A 16,548-nucleotide genomic window follows, 5' to 3' on the forward strand; every position below is an offset into this window, starting at 1 on the left:
GCGATGCCTACGGCGGTAAACTACGCACTTTCTTTTATTATCTCAGGCGATGCCTACGGCGGTAAACTACGCTCTTTTAACACAACTATACACACTTTAAATGTGTATAATAAACTTGATAGGCAAAATAGAGCGAAAAATTATGCATCGCCGGATTAACATCACCTTGCCAGATGAGACAATTAAACTAATTGATCAAGTCATTGAAAAAGGCGATCGCAGTCGATTCATCAACGAAGCTGTGCAATATTATATTTCTCAGAAAGCCTTAGTCAATCTTAGAGAACAGTTAAAGGAAGGAGCCATTCAACGCGCAGAACGTGATTTGGGTTTAGTAGAAGAGTGGTTTGACTTGGAAGAAGAATTGTGGCACAAAAACCAAAAGTAAACTATCCCAAACGCGGTGAAGTATACTTAGTCAATTTCGATCCAACTATTGGTGCAGAGATTAAAAAAACACGCCCAGCTTTAATCTTGCAAAATGATGTTTCTAACGAACATAGTCCAATCACAGTTGTAGCTGCCATCACCTCAAAGTTTGCAGAACCTTTGTATCCCACTGAAGTGCTGATTAGAGTACCAGAAGGCGGTTTAGAGGATGATTCGGTTGTACTTCTCAATCAGATTCGCTCAATTGACAAGCAAAGGCTGATTAAACGTTTGGAAATTCTGCACCCAGAAACGATTGCACAGGTAGATCGAGCAATTCAAATCAGCCTTGGCCTAGTGAAGCTTTGAGGCGATGTCTGGCGACAAGCCGCTGACGCTCCTTCTCTGCGAGACGCTACGCGAACGTCGCTACCGCTTCTCTACGAGAGGCTTCGCCAACGCTAATGCGTCTACGCACTTTCTGGAATTATCTCAGGCGATCGCCATCTCTTCTCTAACCCCCTTCTCTTCTGTTAGGACGATGAAGTAAATTATTTGCCATGCCATCATCAGCTATGAAACAAAACGTCAGCCGAGGTTTTTCATGGCATTAGAAGGGGTGATTTTAGATATTGATGGAACACTGGTTTTAAGTAATGATGCTCATGCAAATACTTGGGTAGAGGCATTTGCAGCTTATGACTTAGAAATGCCATTTGAAACAGTCAGCCCACTCATGGGCATGGGTGGAGATCAATTGATTCCCAAAGTAGTGCCAGAATTAAAACAATTGATGCTGAAGCATCTAAACCTGCTCCTGACATTGTAGAAGCTGCGTTGAATAAAGGGCAAATCACACCTGAAAAAGTAGTGATGCTAGGAGATTCGCCCTACGATATTGAGTCTGCCGGCAAAGCAGGGGTAGCTGTGATTGCTTTGCGCTGCGGTGGCTTTAGCGATGAACAACTGTCGCAAGCGATCGCAATTTACCTTTAACAGCAAGAAGGCTCACACTGTACCTGTACTCAGGTCAGTGTTGAGATGAATTGCGCGTGAGTTGAGGAGTGTAGTCTGACCATATTTGAGCGCAGCGAAAACCGGGAAGACTACGACGACGAAACGAGCAAAATATTCTGTTTTTGGTACAACAATTATCAAAAGCTCTGTTACCATGAATATACAAACACGGTAAGGTCGATACCATGTATAGAGCAATTAAAGTTAGAATTTATCCTACTGATGAGCAAGAATCTTATCTTGCTCAGTGTTTTGGGAACACACGATGGTTGTGGAATTATATGCTTAATGCCACAACTACAGCGTACAAAGAAACGGGGAAAGGTCTTTCTAAGGCTGCAATGGATAAATTGTTGCCAGGATTAAAAAAGGAGTTTGACTGGTTAGGACTTGCATATAGTCAAGTATTGCAACGAGTAACATTTAACCTTTCTAGTGCATTTGTCAATTTCTTTGAAGGACGAGCTAAATATCCTAACTTTAAATCTAAACATGGTAAGCAATCGATTCAATATCCTCAAAATGTAAAACTGATGCCATTCGATTCTGTAATGAAGTTTCCTGGTAATTTGGGGTTAATGAAAACCGTGTTTCATAAGGAACTTTCCGATGCCAAATTCACGACTGTAACAATATCAAGAAATGCAGACGGTAAGTACTACGCATCTATTCTTTTCAACCAAAATGACAATCCTGTAGTAGCGATTAAGGAAGCTATTGGCGTTGACTTGGGATTGAAGAACTTTGCTATAACTTCGGATGGTTCAAAATATGACCTTCCTAAAAAGAGGCTAGCTAAGTTAGAGAAGAATAGAAAACGCAAACAGAAAAAACTAGCTAAGAAAACAGATAAAACAACTAACAAGCGTCGTAAAGCTAAACGGCTAGTTGCAAAAGTGTCTAGCAAAATCGCTAGAGTAAGAGTTGATTTTCTACACAAGCTATCTCGCAAAATAGCATACGAAAACCAAGTTATTTGTGTAGAAGACTTGGCAGTTAAGAATATGGTTAAAAATCCCAACTTGGCAAAATCAATATCAGACCAAGGTTGGGGAATGTTTCTAACCATGCTTAAGTACAAAGCTGAGAGATTTGGTCATACTTATCAAGAGATTGGACGTTTCTTTCCATCTTCTCAACTTTGTAGCGAGACTCTACTACCAATCCCAATATTGCAGCATGGGTATGATTCATTGGGCGTAAGGTTTGTAGATTGTCCCCACTGTCAGAAACAGCATGATAGAGATATCAACGCCGCAATAAATATTAGAAATGAAGGATTGCGACTTTTGGAGTTAGGAACTAGCTCTTCTGCCCTTGGAGGGGATATAAGACCAAGGTCTTCGGGACGTAAAAAATCCATGAAGTCCGAGGCAGTCCCTATTGAATTGGGAAGCCCACACCCTATCTGTACTCAGATGGGTGTTGGGTAGTTCACTACAGCACTATGACTCTTCTATTCTGGGTGCAAATGCTTAAATACTAAAAGGGTAAGCGATCGCTACGTTTTTAACTTGTGCTAAAGCGTTTGTCGTTTACGTCTTGGAAAGCTTTTTAGTTACATTCTCTAACAAACTTAGACGGCTAACTGGTAATAACTAACAGCTAATCATTATAAAAAAATTAGCAATTAGACATTAACAATTAGCCGTCAATCCCCAAAGTGAGTATTTAAAATTCAAAACTTAATTTTGAATTAGAGTGCAAACGCCTGTCAGAACCGTTTCCGCAGGATAGTAACTCTCAAACACGCTCATCAAATTTAGTGTATGCACTACCAGATTTTATCCAGTATTGTTTCAAAGTATGATGAGGCGTATGTAAACTAGCTTTTGCCTGATATAAAATTACTTGGCGATGATCACCCATCCAAATTTTATTAATGGGTTCAACGGATATCACTGTTCCTCCTAAAGAAGCGACACATTGAGAGAATCTTTCAATGGTGGTATATTCTACCGTCTCGAAAATAAAAAAGTTGCCCGAACAAATCAAGTGGCGACTGCGAATCCAGCAGCGCATCTTTTTTTCAGCTTGTGGAGGTAACATTTTAGATTTAATAGATTCAAGCTGAATCGACATAAAGCGCTCACCGCACATAAATCATCAGCAAAACTTTCCCGTTTTTCAAACCGCAAAGGGCCAGGAGTTGTCCTCCATATTTGCTCGTGGGTTTCAATATCCATACCTTTATCTAGATTTATCCAAACAGATTTTTACTACCGCCGACTCATCGACGAATGGAGGCTCAGTGTCAGTGTTAGAAAGCACTTGCTCAAGGTGAGCGAATGCTAGATAACGATCGCGATGGTGCGATCGCGATCGTCCAATTGAAAGTTCAAAGGATTCAGTAATTTCCATTAGAAAAGTGGTTTCAAAAAGTAGCTTACAATCCAAAAGGGATCTTGGCTAAAAAGTTATTATCCCAGCCGAGATACTACCTTTCTTGATCATAACCGCATTCAGATGTGCTAAGTACTGTTAGCGATCGCAAGGCATTGAGCCAGTGCTGAGTTAGGAATACTAAGTTATTATTCTCCCCGTTGTTCCTAGTCCCTTTTTCATCTGTACTTAGGCAAATCTAAGCAACTTCAGTGATACTGATGATTTTGCCGCCCGTCATATCAATGTTTTGAGGTTGCTCAAACGGTTACGCAGATTAGCTTTTTGCATTGTTATAAGTAGTCAGACAGAATTAATTACACAATGTCATTGCGAATGGAGCGAAGCAGAATGAAGCAATCGCAAGGGCTGGGATTGCTTCGCTTCTCTTCGAGACGCTAACGCGAACGCTCGCAATGACTGTAAATATTTTTGTCCGACTACTTATCTTCATGAATTGGTATTAGTGGTGGAAGTGGATGGCGAAATTCATGACTATACCCAACAAGAAGATGCGATACGTCAAGAATCTTTGGAGAGTTTTGGGTTGCAGGTTGTGCGATTTAGAAATGAGGATGTTTTGGAGATGATGGAGGGGGTGTTGCAGGATATTGCTGCTTGGTTGCAGAGATAGAACCCCACCCCGATCTTCAAGAGGGGGCTAATTATGTGGTTTTTGGTGGTGTGTGCGATCGCAGTAGTGTAATCCAATCCATTTATGTTTCTGCGAATCTTTTGATGAGATTATTCTATTAAAATATCCAGTTGGCGTAAAGCTTTTAATTAGCTCTTTAGGCGCAGCCATGTCTGATTATGGCAGAGTTTTGAAGAGTTGGGAGAGTGCGATCGCTGGGAATAATACATGAAATATTAATTAGCTAACCACCAAGATCGCAAATGACCGAAAATCACAACCCCAACCCTAACCCAAAGCCTCTCACTAACTCCAGTCCCCCCTCCTCGCTTGCGGGGAGGGGGTTAGGGGGTGGGGTTCCGGGATACCCTTGGCAAACCCCACACGAACTTTGGAAAAAACTTAAACCATTGGCGCGACAGATGCGGTGTGAACCAACTCCAGCAGAAAAGCTACTTTGGCATAAGTTGAGACACAAGCAACTTTTGGGTTTTAAGTTCCGCCGTCAGCAAACAATTGACCGTTTTATCGTCGATTTTTACTGTAATGAAGCGCGGTTAGTGGTGGAAGTAGATGGCGAAATTCATGACTATACGCAACAAGAAGATGCGATACGTCAAGAATTTTTGGAGAGTTTGGGGTTGCAGGTTTTGCGATTTAGAAATGAGGATGTTCTGGAGAGGATGGAGGGGGTGTTGCAGGATATTGCTGCTTGGTTGCAGAGATAGAACCCCACCCCCAACCCCCTCCCCGCAAGCGAGGAGGGGGCTAATTATGGGTTTTTTGATGAGGAAGTGCGATCGCTTTGCGTCATGTCTTGCGAATTTTGGCTGTAAGTTGAATTTGATAGTGGGAGTGCGATCGCACTAGTTGCACCACTTCCGAGTATCCTAATTTTATCTGTGACTAACACGTATCAATAAACTTGCGTTGTCCTATTTAGTGGTAGTGACTTGATAAAATCAAGTGATTATTATTTAAGTTGATATTCAACAATACTAAACTGCGCTCAAAATAAACTATCCTAGACCAAGAGGTGTTGAATGACTCCATCATTTATAGAAGAATTATCCGGCCAATTGAAAAAATTTAAAACTTATTTAGATACTGCAAAAAAACAAAACCAAGACACAGATGTGAAGAATCTAAATAAGCACATTCAAGAAACAAGCGAACTATTGGAAAAGACTAAACATAAGTTAACAGAACCTTTCAATATAAATTTACCAGACTACACAGATGAATATTTAGATGAACTGCTTTTTTACCAACAAAAAATAGAGGAGATTAAAGCAAAATTAAGTAAAATTAAAGTTAATGACTCATTAAATACACTACTTTCCGAGCTTTCATCGAGAATAAGTTATCAGATAAAAGTTCGTTCAGGTAAAGGCCGACCAAAAACACGAAACCGTGATACAAAATTTTAATTAAATACTTTATTTATATTAAATAATTACTAAATTATGTATATAGCGGTTACCGGCCTGGTGAGCTACGTTTTTAAAGCTATTAGCTTTGTCAAACAAGATTTGGGTGTATGTCACTTGCTTAAAAAACGCTATATTTGTCAAAACAGTGTATTCTAATTATGCAGATAATTCTTTTAAGTCTTTAATAAGATCATCTATTACTTTTGTGACAATATTAGTTGTTTCATAGTGTTGTTTTAGCTCTTGTCGTTCTTTTAAATGTTTTTCAATAGCTTTCAAAGCAACTTCGTAAGGTATATATTTTATATCAATTATTGCTGAAGCATGTTTACTCGTTTGCACTTCAAACGCAATACGTTCATCAACACTATCGTGCAGCCAGTTGATACATTGACGGATATCCTGATCAAACTTTTGCTTATACTGTTTAGGAATATTGCACTTAGCCTGCGAGACAGCTTTCTGAGCCGTCTTGAATAAAGCTAACTTATTTCCTTTAATATCAAACCATTTAGCAATCTGTTTTGCTGCAAAACGTCTATTATTATAGATATCCTTTGCAGAGGATAACGCATTCAAAGAGTTTTGCAAATTCTCTCTTTCTTCAGAATTATTCCAAGACCTAATCGCGGTTTGTATTTCTTTTAAAGACTCATTATATTGATTCATAAAAGCTTCAATTTCTTTATCGCAGCTTCTCTCTTTTTCTTCATTTAATATATTCCTTTGTTGTTCTACATCAGCTTTAACTTCTTGTGATATTACATAATTGACGAAAGTTAAAAATGCTAGTGTTAAGGCAGGAGCGCCTAGAAAAGACATGAGTTGTTTTTCTTTATCTGACAAGCTCTCTGGCAGTTTATTATATGTGAAGCCGAGAGCAAATGTATACACACCGAAAATAAAAACAAAAATTAAAGATGCTTTAATTTTGCCCAAATTACTCCAACTCATAAAATAATTCCTCAACTCATTATTTTTGATTTATTTATTAAAGATAGAAAAGCAAAATTTTCTATCTCTAATAAAAGTCTTTGATAATGTATAAAACCCTTAAAATCAACGCAATACATCACTGTCATTTAGGGTAGGGTGATGAGTTTTTGTAGGAAATCCCTTTCCTCAAGCATCGCGTTACGGATACGCTCAATCATGTAACAGGCTGTATTCTTATTAACCCCGATTTCTTTGGCAAGCTGACGCACACTAATACCCCCTGGAGAATTTAGCACAAGGTGAATCGCTACAAACCACTTTTGTAATTCTACATGAGTCTTGTGAAAAAGTGTACCCACTGTAACACTGTATGAAGTAAAGCATTCATTACAGTGATATCTACGCTCATTCTTGTATGCAGTAGCGTTGGTTGATTCGCAATATGGGCATTTTGGCTTTCCACTCCAGCGAATTTGCTCAAGTAGGGCAAGGCATTCTTCGTGATTTGGTGACATGGTTATTCTCAGAACTCTGAGAATAACCATGTCAAAAATTACTCTTTAATTTTCTAGCAATATGTATCAAGCGTTAAGGAAAAACTAAGATAATATTGCGATCGCATAACTATATACTTAGAATTCACAGTATTTTGATTTACCATAAACCCTTATGCTGCAACAGTGCATCCGCCCAAGATGCATCTGCTTATGACAACGCTGGTACTGGTTGTTGACTATAATCCAATACCGTTCAGTTAAACCCAAAAACCTTGGTAGAGACGCGAAATTTCGCGTCTCTACAGGTCTAAAATCAGTACCAAAAATCCTTAACTGAACCGTATTGGACTATAATCTACTACCAAATCATAGCCGTAGATATCATATACCTGATTTAACAATGTCTGCAAATCTATAACTGGTTCCGTATCTCCAGAACGCAAAAGCAGGGGAAAAGGTGGAATTATATCTGCTAAATTAAAAGCATATAAGTCAGCATAAGGACGGCGATCGCCACGACAAATTAAAATTCGATAGTGACTCTGAATATCATTGCCGATCATTGGCATTAGTTCACCTTTACGCAGTAGATCAATTTCAACTAAATTACTACGACTTGCTAATACTTGTTCGCGTTTCTCTTGATATGTCTGCCGTCCTTTCCCCGGACGTTTATTAGTAGGAGATAGAATTTCAATAGTAGTAACTAATGCCTCTGTTCCTACTTCTCGCACTTCTAAATATCCTTCCCTAATGCCAACAGGCATAGGAATCTTTACTTTTATAGGTTCAGACGTTGGTGCGGCTACTGCTACATTTTTGTTGTCTGTGAATTTTGTACTATTACATCAGGAATACCAACCAAGAGTTTATCATCGCCAGTAATTTGATAAATGCGTTCTTCGATGGCGACAAAATATTTAGGACGTAGTTGAGGAGAGAGATAATCTGCGTAGATGCGAAGCCGCTTGTCGTCAGACATCGCAACTATTAGTCTCCCATGTACTCCTGGCCATAGTTCAGGATCTTCTAAATATGGGTTCATTCCTGGAAATGGATAAGCCATAACAAATATCCCAAAACCAAAATTTTAAACCTAATTCTCAAAGCAAGCTCTCGAAGAGCGGGGTGGGGTTCTAAGAACAACTAGTAAGGGCTGCACCACATTGATCTTCCCTTGTCAACCAACCTTTAACATTTTGATATTCCACCTGCGCCCAATCTCCCTGACAGCCTAACAATTTGACAGCCGTATTAGCAGGAATTTTCCCCACTTTCTGGCTTTCTTGACTGCTACTAGTATATAAATCCACGCCATTAGTACCGTAGCCCCGCGTTGTTAAACCTAACTTTGGCACGAATACCCATCCAGTTCCTTGAAAACCATTACTAGCATTAGTAATCTGTACCCAATCTCCAACAGCACGAATAACCTGAACTGTTTCGTTAATGGGTATTTGTCCTATAATGAGGTTATTTGTACTTGCACCACTCCGCACATTTAACCCTTGCGAATCTGTATCGGTGACGTAGGCAAAAATATCGCACTTTTGAGAATTACTTGATTTCGCTAAAGCTATTTGATTAGCTATACCAGTATTGAGCATCAGGCTAATACAACTGAATGCCAATCCTATCGCTAACTTTGATGCTGGACTTTTCACTTTTTTTATCATAATTTCTTCAATTTTATGGCATCAGATGTAGGGGCGTACATCTGTACATTGGTGTCAACTTAACGTGAAAGCCATGTCCCGCAAGGAACTGAAGTTCCAAGAATAATAGCTAAAGTCTACTGAAGTAGACTAAAGATTTTTAGGAATATTTAGTCTACTTCAGTAGACTTTAACTATGAGCCTTGAACTTTAGTTCGAGGCGGGTGAGGCAGCTGAAAGTTTAGACTAGTATTTGATTTTTGAAATACACGTAGTGTCATGACACAGCTAAAATAAGTAGTCAGACAGAATTAATTACACAATGTCATTGCGAATGGAGCGAAGCGGAATGAAGCAATCGCAAGGGCTGGGATTGCTTCGCTTCGCTCGCAATGACTGTAAATATTTTTGTCCGACTACTTACTGCATTAGCTTTCGTCTTGTGGGATGGGCGTCTCGCCCGTCCAGTGCGGGCAAGATGCCCACACCACAAGAAAATTTCTTGCATCATTTTAGCTGTGTGGCACTACGACAAGACTACCGAGATTTTTTCAGAAATCAAATATGATTCCTATATCTTTATCAGGTATTTAGTGAAATGGTATTACCTCATATCATAGCCAAACAAATTTGGGTCTACTTCTCCTAACTGCAACTCTGCCAAACCATACTCCGCCCATCGCCTTTCTACCATCGCCGCCACATCTGGATCAGATTCCAAAGGCGAACCCCATTCATGGTCTGTTTCTGGCGGAATCTTTGTAGTCGCATCAATTCCCATCCGTCCACCTAAGCCAATCTTCTCACTGGCAAAATCCAACGTATCAAAAGGTGTATTCGGCAGAATAAAGACATCGCGCACTGGGTCAACTTTGGAACTAATCGCCCACACAACTTGACGCGGATCACGAATATTTATGTCTTTATCCACAACAATTACAAATTTGGTGTATGTAAATTGTGGTAAAGCACTCCAAAACGCTAAAGCTGCCCGTCGCGCTTGTCCGGGATATGCCTTATCTATGGAAATAATCGCCGCTTTGTAACTCAAAGCTTCCATTGGTAGGAAGAAATCAACAATTTCTGATACTTGCTGCCGCAGAATGGGCGTGTAGATGCGATTTAGTGCGATCGCCATCATCGCTTCTTCTTTAGGTGGACGACCGCTAAATGTTGTTAAGTAAATCGGATTTTTCCGGTGCGTCATACACTCAAAGCGTACCAACGGCGAATCTTCTACGCCGCCGTAATAACCCATGTGGTCGCCAAAAGGCCCATCTGGTAAAACTTCTCCTGGTGTAATCGTTCCTTCCAAGACAAATTCGGAATCTGCGGGAACTTCCAAATCGACTGTTTTACACTTTGCTAACTGCACACCTGAACCGCCGTAAAGCCCTGCAAACAGCCATTCTGATAAATCTACAGGGATGGGTGTGGCAGCTGCCATGATAATTAGAGGATCTACACCAAGTGCGATCGCAACTTCTAATTTCTTCCCACGTTCTGCCGCTTTTCGTAAATGCCTCGCCCCACCCCGCACCGATAACCAGTGAACTGTCATCGTATTTTTAGATTGTAGTTGCAAGCGATACACACCTACATTTGGTGTACCAGTCTCACAATCTTTGGTGATTACCAATCCTAGCGTGATAATCTTGCCAGCATCACCAATATAAGGACGTATCAACGGCAACTTATGTAAATCTAAATCATTACCTTGAAGCACAACTTGCTGACAAGCAGGGAAAAAGTCACGTCCTGGTTTCGCTTTCACCACATCAAACAGCACTTTCCCAAAATCTATCGCTTGGGAAATCTTCTTCGGCGGTTTTGGCTGTTGCAGCATACTTAGTTTTTTCCCCAGAGTTTCCAACTCCTCTGGATGCTGCATATTCATCGCCCAGCAAATCCTTTCCACAGTTCCCATCAAATTCACCGCCACCGGGAAGGAAGCGCCTTTGACGTTTTCAAACAACAACCCTGGCCCACCTTTTTGCAGCATCCGGTTGGAAATCTCAGCAATTTCTAAATCTGGGTCAACTAAAGCTGAAATTCGCCGTAATTGTCCCTTCTCTTCCAAAATTTTAATGAATCCCCGCAAGTCTCTGGCCATTGTTCTAATAAAGCTGATTATTTAAGAAGTGTGAAGCGCTTTCTTATATTATGGGGCATTGGGGATTGGGCATTGCAAACAAACAAGGAAGACAAGGAAGAAACTTGTTCAATAATTCTTCCTTGTCTCCCCTGCTCGCCATTTGGGAAATTGTTGGTTTTAATTGGAAATTAACCTATTTAGTAACTTGTCTTAACTGTGTTCTCCAAAGTCCAAAGTTATTGTATTTAGGGATACGCAATTATTTCTTACAAATAAGCGCTAACCTAATCAAACATGGCCGGAATATACTATACCTTCCTGGCAGGCGGCCTTGTTATATGGCCTCTGCTGGGTTTATTTGTTACAACCTTGGACTATGCCTTGCTTTATCAAGGACAATCGCCTGATCCATCCCTCCACTGTTCAATAGCTTTATATAGCGTTTCCCGGTCTAGTGACGTAAACTCGTAGGGGCACGGCACTGCCGTGCCCCTACACCTTGCGATATAATTTTGTACCTCATTTGAATGGCAACCGCTATAAGAGTGCCATTCCCCTTTACCCCAATTCTCTAAACGTAAAGGAAGTAATTCTGTGTCAAGTTCAATCCAGTATCGCCTTGCACCACTGCAATTAATTCATCTGTCAAACTGAGAGTTATATCAGTGTTAGTATCTCGATAAATTGCAGTACCAGTCAGGGAAGATACAGCACCAAGTAAATAATCACTGGCTTTACCATTCAACTGGATGACATCTTGGGCAGCATTGAAATCTTTAATTAGAGCATAGTCTCCTAAACCAGCTACTAAATTATTGCGATCGTCATAGTAGAACTTGGTAGCATCACCTAAGACGAATTTATCTTTACCTGCTCCACCTGTTAATATATCCATCTCACCTACACCAGGTTGAATAACTGTATTATTCACGCCAATCAAAACATCATTGCCATCTCCACCATCCAGGGCATTATTACCTATCCCGCCTTTGAGAATGTCATTTCCTGCTAGTCCAAAAATACTGCCCAATTGCTTTTCCAATACGTCATCTTTAGAGCCACCGTACAGACTACCTGATGCATTTTGGTAAACACGAATGTAATCAATATCTAAATTATTGATCAGAGGAGTAGTTTCATCTGTAGAACCTGGGAACTTACCACCAATGGCAAGATTTGCTAGCAAGTACATAGGTACATCGGGAACATTATTTTTCGTCTCAAACACAGCATGCTGATCGATGTACCAAGTTAATTTGTTTGATTCCCATTTGACTGCATAGGTGTGGAAATCCTGAGTAAAATCAATTTCAGAAAATGTCTGAGATGCCGTATGTTGGTTTAATCCTTCGGAGTTTAGATAGTGGACTGAGTTAATTACAGTATCTTTGTTTTGTCCCACTGTTTCCATAACGTCAATTTCTGGAGGCCATTTTCCTGAAGAGGGTAACATCCAAAAGGCTGGCCAAAGTCCTTTTCCGCCAGGTACTTTAGCGCGAATCTCCATATAGCCGTAGGTGAAAGCTTCCTTATTTTCAGTGTTGAGCATACCGGAAGTGTAATCGAATGTTTTCACTTGGTCAAAACCTAGAGAAAACTCACTAATTTCTGCGTTGATGGGCTGTTCAAGTTTTTTTCCAACAATACTAACAATGCCGTTCTTAAATTCAAAACCGTCATAAACTTTGCCATTGATGACTTCATTATCACCAACGTAGTACTGCAATTCGTTATTCCAAGGGTTATTTCTACCTCCGTAGAAATTTTGGAGAGTATAGCGGGTATTCCAATTATTTAGAGATAGCTCAGTTCCGTTAAATTCGTCACTAAATACTAGTTCCCATTCCGAATCTTTAGTTGGATGCCAGTAACCTGCATTTGGTGTCTCAGTGTATTGAAAGTAATCTGCATCCAGCACCAACTGATCGGGAGTAAGATTTTTCACAACTGCAATTAATTCGTCTGTATTACTCCAACTCCCACTTTTATCGGTATCTAAATAAATACCCGATGCATTACTAGCAGTAAAGGCAGTCGTGAGTTGAGCGGGAATAGCATCAACAACATATTCACTGGCTGAACCATGAAGGCGAATCACGTCTTCAAAACGGTTGAAATCCTCAATGAGAGCGTAATCTATTACCCCACCTGTAGTAGTGTTTTCATCATCATAGTAAGCCTTGATGTTGTCGCCCAGAATAAATGTATCAGCATTCATTCCACCAACTAGAATATCAATTGAGTTAATACTAGAGATACCTGCTCCATCAAGGGTGTCATTATCATTCCCACCTTTGAGGACATCATTCCCGGCGCCGCCATTAATAATGTCATTACCAGCACCACTCTCTATGCTGTCATTACCATTAGCACCTTTGAGGATATCATTGCTGTCACCGCCTATGAGGATATCATCACCTTCACCACCATCTAGGATGTTACTTCCAGCACCACCATAAAGGGCATCATTGCCATTATTACCTGACAAGACATCATTACCTTCACCACCTGTGAGGGTATCATCGCCTTCGCCACCATCTAGGATGTCATTTTCAGCACCACCATCTATCTTGTCTGCACCTAAACCACCGAATATCCAAGCATCATCGCCGTCACCACCAGAGATGATGTCATTGCCGTCACTACCATCTATAATGTCATTCCCGACACCGCCAAAAATGTTGTCATTTCCTGCACCACCGTTAATAGAATCATTACCTGCATCACCCCAAATGATATCCTCATCGGCGTCGCCATTGATTTTATCATCGCCGTTACCACCGCCAATGGTGTCAATTCCAGAACCACCATCGATGCTGTCATTGCCGTTTTCACCATAGAGCGCATCATTGCCATTACTACCCCTGAGAACATCACTGTGTTCACCACCTGTGAGGGTATCATCGCCTTCGCCACCATCTAGGATGTCATTTCCAGCACCACCATCTATCTTGTCTGCACCTAAACCACCAAATATCCAGCTATCATCGCCGTCACCACCAGAGATGACATCATTGCCGTCACTACCATCTATAATGTCATTCCCGACACCGCCAAAAATGGTGTCAATTCCAGAACCACCGTTAATAGAATCATTACCTGCATCGCCCCAAATGGTATCGTCGTCGGCGCCGCCATTGATTTTATCATCGCCGTTACCACCGCCAATGGTGTCAATTCCAGAACCACCATCGATGCTGTCATTGCCGTTTTCACCATAGAGCGCATCATTGCCATTACTACCCCTGAGAACATCACTGTGTTCACCACCTGTGAGGGTATCATCGCCTTCGCCACCATCTAGGATGTCATTTCCAGCACCACCATCTATCTTGTCTGCACCTAAACCACCAAATATCCAGCTATCATCGCCGTCACCACCAGAGATGACATCATTGCCATCACTACCATCTATGATGTCATTACCGACACCGCCAAAAATGGTGTCAATTCCAGAACCACCGTTAATAGAATCATTACCTGCATCGCCCCAAATGATATCCTCATCGGCGCCGCCATTGATTTTATCATCGCCGTTACCACCGCCAATGGTGTCAATTCCAGAACCACCATCGATGCTGTCATTGCCGTTTTCACCATAGAGCGCATCATTGCCATTACTACCCCTGAGAACATCACTGTGTTCACCACCTGTGAGGGTATCATCGCCTTCGCCACCATCTAGGATGTCATTTCCAGCACCACCATCTATCTTGTCTGCACCTAAACCACCGAATATCCAAGCATCATCGCCGTCACCACCAGAGATGATGTCATTGCCGTCACTACCATCTATAATGTCATTCCCGACACCGCCAAAAATGGTGTCAATTCCAGAACCACCGTTAATAGAATCATTACCTGCATCGCCCCAAATGGTATCGTCGTCGGCGCCGCCATTGATTTTATCATCGCCGTTACCACCGCCAATGGTGTCAATTCCAGAACCACCATCGATGTTGTCATTGCCGTTTTCACCATAGAGCGCATCATTGCCATTACTACCCCTGAGAACATCACTGTGTTCACCACCTGTGAGGGTATCATCGCCTTCGCCACCATCTAGGATGTCATTTCCAGCACCACCATCTATCTTGTCTGCACCTAAACCACCGAATATCCAAGCATCATCGCCGTCACCACCATAGATGATGTCATTGCCGTCACTACCATCTATAATGTCATTCCCGACACCGCCAAAAATGGTGTCAATTCCAGAACCACCGTTAATGTAATCATTACCTGCATCACCCCAGATGGTATCGTCATCAGCGCCGCCATTGATTTTATCATCGCCGTCACCACCAGCAATGGTGTCAACTCCAGAACCACCAGCAATGTTGTCAATTCCAGAAGCACCGCTAATGTAATCATTGCCGGCATCACCCCAGATGGTATCGTCATCAGCGCCGCCATTGATTTTATCATCACCGTCACCACCGCCAATGGTGTCAACTCCAGAAGCACCATCGATGTTGTCATTACCGCTTTCACCATAGAGGGCATCATTGCCATTACTACCCATGAGCAGATCGTTGCCATCACCACCTGTGAGGGTATCATCACCTTCACCACCATCAAGGATGTCATTACCTGCACCACCATCTATCTTGTCTGCACCTAAACCACCGAATATCCAAATATCATTACCCTCCCCACCATAGATGACATCATTGCCATCGCCACCATCAAGGATGTCATTACCGATACCCCCACCAATGGTGTCATTTCCTGTACCACCGCTAATGTAATCATTGCCGACATCGCCCCAGATGTTGTCATTGTCAGCGCCGCCATTAATTCTATCGTCGCCTTCTCCACCATAAATGATGTCATTTCCAGCACCCGCTTCTATCACATCATTACCCACGCCAGCATCTATGAGATCATTGCCATTATGACCCATGAGCAGATCATTGCCACCACCGCCAATAAGGGTATCATCGCCTTCGCCACTATCTAGGGTGTCATTCCCTGTACCACCATTTATGTTGTCCGCACCAGCACCACCAAATATCCAGCCATCATCGCCATCACCACCATTAATTACATCATTGCCATCGCCACCATTAATTACATCATTGCCATCGCCACCATTAATTACATCATTGCCATTACCGCCAATAAGAGTATCGTCACCTCCACCACCATCGAGGATGTCATTCCCGTCGCCACCATCTAACAAATCTTGTCCCTGTCCACCAATTAAAATATCATCACCACTACCGCCATAAATTTGATCGTTACCTTCACCACCATTTAGAGTGTCATTGCCACTATAGCCATAAAGTTTGTCGTTGCCATCGAAGGCGGATATCTCATAGTCAACACCACTTTCCCAGCCTCCCCAAACATCGGAATTTTCAGTTAAAAAAATTGTTTTCTTTGCCATTTTCTTTTCTCGAATTTTAGTATTTTTTGAAAAAATTATATTTTGTTACGGCAATTTAAATCTTCCTAACATAATCTTTAACAAAGTTGATGTTCTGTTTCAATTAAAAATTGATTTTAAATGAATAGCCTCAGCTAA

17 protein-coding genes and 1 pseudogene are annotated in these 16,548 nt (G+C 41.4%); 8 read left to right on the forward strand and 10 right to left on the reverse strand.

The features are described 5' to 3' along the window. Positions 1–142 precede the first annotated feature (142 nt). The 5 genes from D1367_RS04095 to D1367_RS04110 all read left to right on the forward strand — a co-directional run bounded on the left by D1367_RS04095 (position 143) and on the right by D1367_RS04110 (position 2,819). On the forward strand, positions 143–388 hold the full coding sequence (locus D1367_RS04095; RefSeq protein WP_118163290.1) for a ribbon-helix-helix domain-containing protein: 246 nt from the start codon (positions 143–145) through the stop codon (positions 386–388). Then, complete coding sequence (locus D1367_RS04100; RefSeq protein WP_118163294.1) at positions 367–738, forward strand: type II toxin-antitoxin system PemK/MazF family toxin; 372 nt, start codon at positions 367–369, stop codon at positions 736–738. Before D1367_RS04095 ends, D1367_RS04100 begins: the two co-directional genes overlap by 22 nt. A 235-nt stretch (positions 739–973) precedes the next feature. Beyond that, a complete protein-coding gene (locus D1367_RS33040; RefSeq protein WP_323808648.1) occupies positions 974–1,198 on the forward strand; it encodes an HAD family hydrolase in 225 nt (74 codons plus the stop codon). A gap of 8 nt (positions 1,199–1,206) precedes the next feature. After that, on the forward strand, positions 1,207–1,365 hold the full coding sequence (locus tag D1367_RS33045) for an HAD family hydrolase (protein WP_323808647.1): 159 nt from the start codon (positions 1,207–1,209) through the stop codon (positions 1,363–1,365). Between the two features lie 206 nt (positions 1,366–1,571). Continuing rightward, positions 1,572–2,819, forward strand: coding sequence for an RNA-guided endonuclease InsQ/TnpB family protein (locus tag D1367_RS04110; protein ID WP_118163297.1), 1,248 nt, complete (start codon positions 1,572–1,574; stop codon positions 2,817–2,819). 310 nt (positions 2,820–3,129) lie between these two features. Here the strand turns inward: D1367_RS04110 and D1367_RS04115 are convergent, their stop codons facing one another. Genes D1367_RS04115 through D1367_RS30440 form a run of 3 tightly spaced genes read right to left on the reverse strand, consistent with a single transcriptional unit; the run spans position 3,130 to position 3,747 of the window. Further along, complete coding sequence (locus tag D1367_RS04115; protein WP_118163300.1) at positions 3,130–3,468, reverse strand: CpeR family transcriptional regulator; 339 nt, start codon at positions 3,466–3,468, stop codon at positions 3,130–3,132. After that, complete coding sequence (locus D1367_RS33200; protein WP_244944980.1) at positions 3,378–3,572, reverse strand: chromophore lyase CpcT/CpeT; 195 nt, start codon at positions 3,570–3,572, stop codon at positions 3,378–3,380. Before D1367_RS33200 ends, D1367_RS04115 begins: the two co-directional genes overlap by 91 nt. A gap of 4 nt (positions 3,573–3,576) precedes the next feature. Continuing rightward, a complete protein-coding gene (locus tag D1367_RS30440) occupies positions 3,577–3,747 on the reverse strand; it encodes a lipocalin/fatty acid-binding family protein (protein ID WP_181985064.1) in 171 nt (56 codons plus the stop codon). Between the two features lie 487 nt (positions 3,748–4,234). Here D1367_RS30440 and D1367_RS04125 point away from each other — a divergent pair, with 487 nt between their 5' ends. Together D1367_RS04125 and D1367_RS04130 are read left to right on the forward strand one after the other, a co-directional pair. Beyond that, positions 4,235–4,402 (forward strand): endonuclease domain-containing protein, encoded by a 168-nt coding sequence (locus tag D1367_RS04125; RefSeq protein ID WP_181985065.1) that lies wholly within the window; start codon positions 4,235–4,237, stop codon positions 4,400–4,402. Between the two features lie 263 nt (positions 4,403–4,665). Beyond that, positions 4,666–5,130: an endonuclease domain-containing protein gene (locus D1367_RS04130; protein WP_118163308.1), complete on the forward strand. Its 465-nt coding sequence runs from the start codon at positions 4,666–4,668 to the stop codon at positions 5,128–5,130. A 44-nt stretch (positions 5,131–5,174) separates the two neighbouring features. Here D1367_RS04130 and D1367_RS30445 read toward each other — a convergent pair whose 3' ends face one another. Further along, the gene (locus D1367_RS30445; RefSeq protein ID WP_181985066.1) at positions 5,175–5,315 is read right to left on the reverse strand and encodes a hypothetical protein; all 141 of its coding nucleotides are present in this window, start codon (positions 5,313–5,315) and stop codon (positions 5,175–5,177) included. Positions 5,316–5,445: 130 nt separating this feature from the next. Here D1367_RS30445 and D1367_RS04135 point away from each other — a divergent pair, with 130 nt between their 5' ends. Then, a complete protein-coding gene (locus D1367_RS04135; RefSeq protein WP_118163312.1) occupies positions 5,446–5,832 on the forward strand; it encodes a hypothetical protein in 387 nt (128 codons plus the stop codon). 159 nt (positions 5,833–5,991) lie between these two features. Here the strand turns inward: D1367_RS04135 and D1367_RS04140 are convergent, their stop codons facing one another. The 6 genes and pseudogenes from D1367_RS04140 to D1367_RS32020 all read right to left on the reverse strand — a co-directional run bounded on the left by D1367_RS04140 (position 5,992) and on the right by D1367_RS32020 (position 16,410). Next, entirely contained in the window at positions 5,992–6,789 is a 798-nt protein-coding gene (locus D1367_RS04140; RefSeq protein WP_118163317.1) for a hypothetical protein, read from the reverse strand. 128 nt (positions 6,790–6,917) lie between these two features. Next, positions 6,918–7,286 carry a transposase gene (locus tag D1367_RS04145; protein ID WP_118171103.1) on the reverse strand — a complete coding sequence of 123 codons (369 nt, stop codon included), beginning with the start codon at positions 7,284–7,286 and terminating at the stop codon, positions 6,918–6,920. Between the two features lie 311 nt (positions 7,287–7,597). After that, positions 7,598–8,334 (reverse strand): annotated as a pseudogene (locus D1367_RS04150) (DUF4058 family protein). Positions 8,335–8,404: 70 nt separating this feature from the next. Further along, positions 8,405–8,944, reverse strand: a complete 540-nt coding sequence (locus D1367_RS04155; protein WP_181985067.1) for an SH3 domain-containing protein — start codon at positions 8,942–8,944, stop codon at positions 8,405–8,407. 583 nt (positions 8,945–9,527) lie between these two features. After that, complete coding sequence (locus D1367_RS04165; RefSeq protein WP_118163326.1) at positions 9,528–11,036, reverse strand: UbiD family decarboxylase; 1,509 nt, start codon at positions 11,034–11,036, stop codon at positions 9,528–9,530. Between the two features lie 553 nt (positions 11,037–11,589). After that, positions 11,590–16,410, reverse strand: a complete 4,821-nt coding sequence (locus D1367_RS32020; RefSeq protein WP_118163329.1) for a family 16 glycosylhydrolase — start codon at positions 16,408–16,410, stop codon at positions 11,590–11,592. Positions 16,411–16,548: the final 138 nt, after the last annotated feature.

Source organism: Nostoc sphaeroides, assembly GCF_003443655.1.
Classification (GTDB): domain Bacteria; phylum Cyanobacteriota; class Cyanobacteriia; order Cyanobacteriales; family Nostocaceae; genus Nostoc; species Nostoc sphaeroides.

Bases quoted from the DNA above. Each gene is read 5' to 3' on its own strand.
- D1367_RS04095 (WP_118163290.1), top strand. From the start codon at position 143: ATGCATCGCCGGATTAACATCACCTTGCCAGATGAGACAATTAAACTA.
- D1367_RS33040 (WP_323808648.1), top strand. From the start codon at position 974: ATGGCATTAGAAGGGGTGATTTTAGATATTGATGGAACACTGGTTTTA.
- D1367_RS04110 (WP_118163297.1), top strand. From the start codon at position 1,572: ATGTATAGAGCAATTAAAGTTAGAATTTATCCTACTGATGAGCAAGAA.
- D1367_RS04115 (WP_118163300.1), bottom strand. From the start codon at position 3,468: ATGTCGATTCAGCTTGAATCTATTAAATCTAAAATGTTACCTCCACAA.
- D1367_RS33200 (WP_244944980.1), bottom strand. From the start codon at position 3,572: ATGGATATTGAAACCCACGAGCAAATATGGAGGACAACTCCTGGCCCT.
- D1367_RS30440 (WP_181985064.1), bottom strand. From the start codon at position 3,747: ATGGAAATTACTGAATCCTTTGAACTTTCAATTGGACGATCGCGATCG.
- D1367_RS04130 (WP_118163308.1), top strand. From the start codon at position 4,666: ATGACCGAAAATCACAACCCCAACCCTAACCCAAAGCCTCTCACTAAC.
- D1367_RS04135 (WP_118163312.1), top strand. From the start codon at position 5,446: ATGACTCCATCATTTATAGAAGAATTATCCGGCCAATTGAAAAAATTT.
- D1367_RS04140 (WP_118163317.1), bottom strand. From the start codon at position 6,789: ATGAGTTGGAGTAATTTGGGCAAAATTAAAGCATCTTTAATTTTTGTT.
- D1367_RS04145 (WP_118171103.1), bottom strand. From the start codon at position 7,286: ATGTCACCAAATCACGAAGAATGCCTTGCCCTACTTGAGCAAATTCGC.
- D1367_RS04155 (WP_181985067.1), bottom strand. From the start codon at position 8,944: ATGATAAAAAAAGTGAAAAGTCCAGCATCAAAGTTAGCGATAGGATTG.
- D1367_RS04165 (WP_118163326.1), bottom strand. From the start codon at position 11,036: ATGGCCAGAGACTTGCGGGGATTCATTAAAATTTTGGAAGAGAAGGGA.
- D1367_RS32020 (WP_118163329.1), bottom strand. From the start codon at position 16,410: ATGGCAAAGAAAACAATTTTTTTAACTGAAAATTCCGATGTTTGGGGA.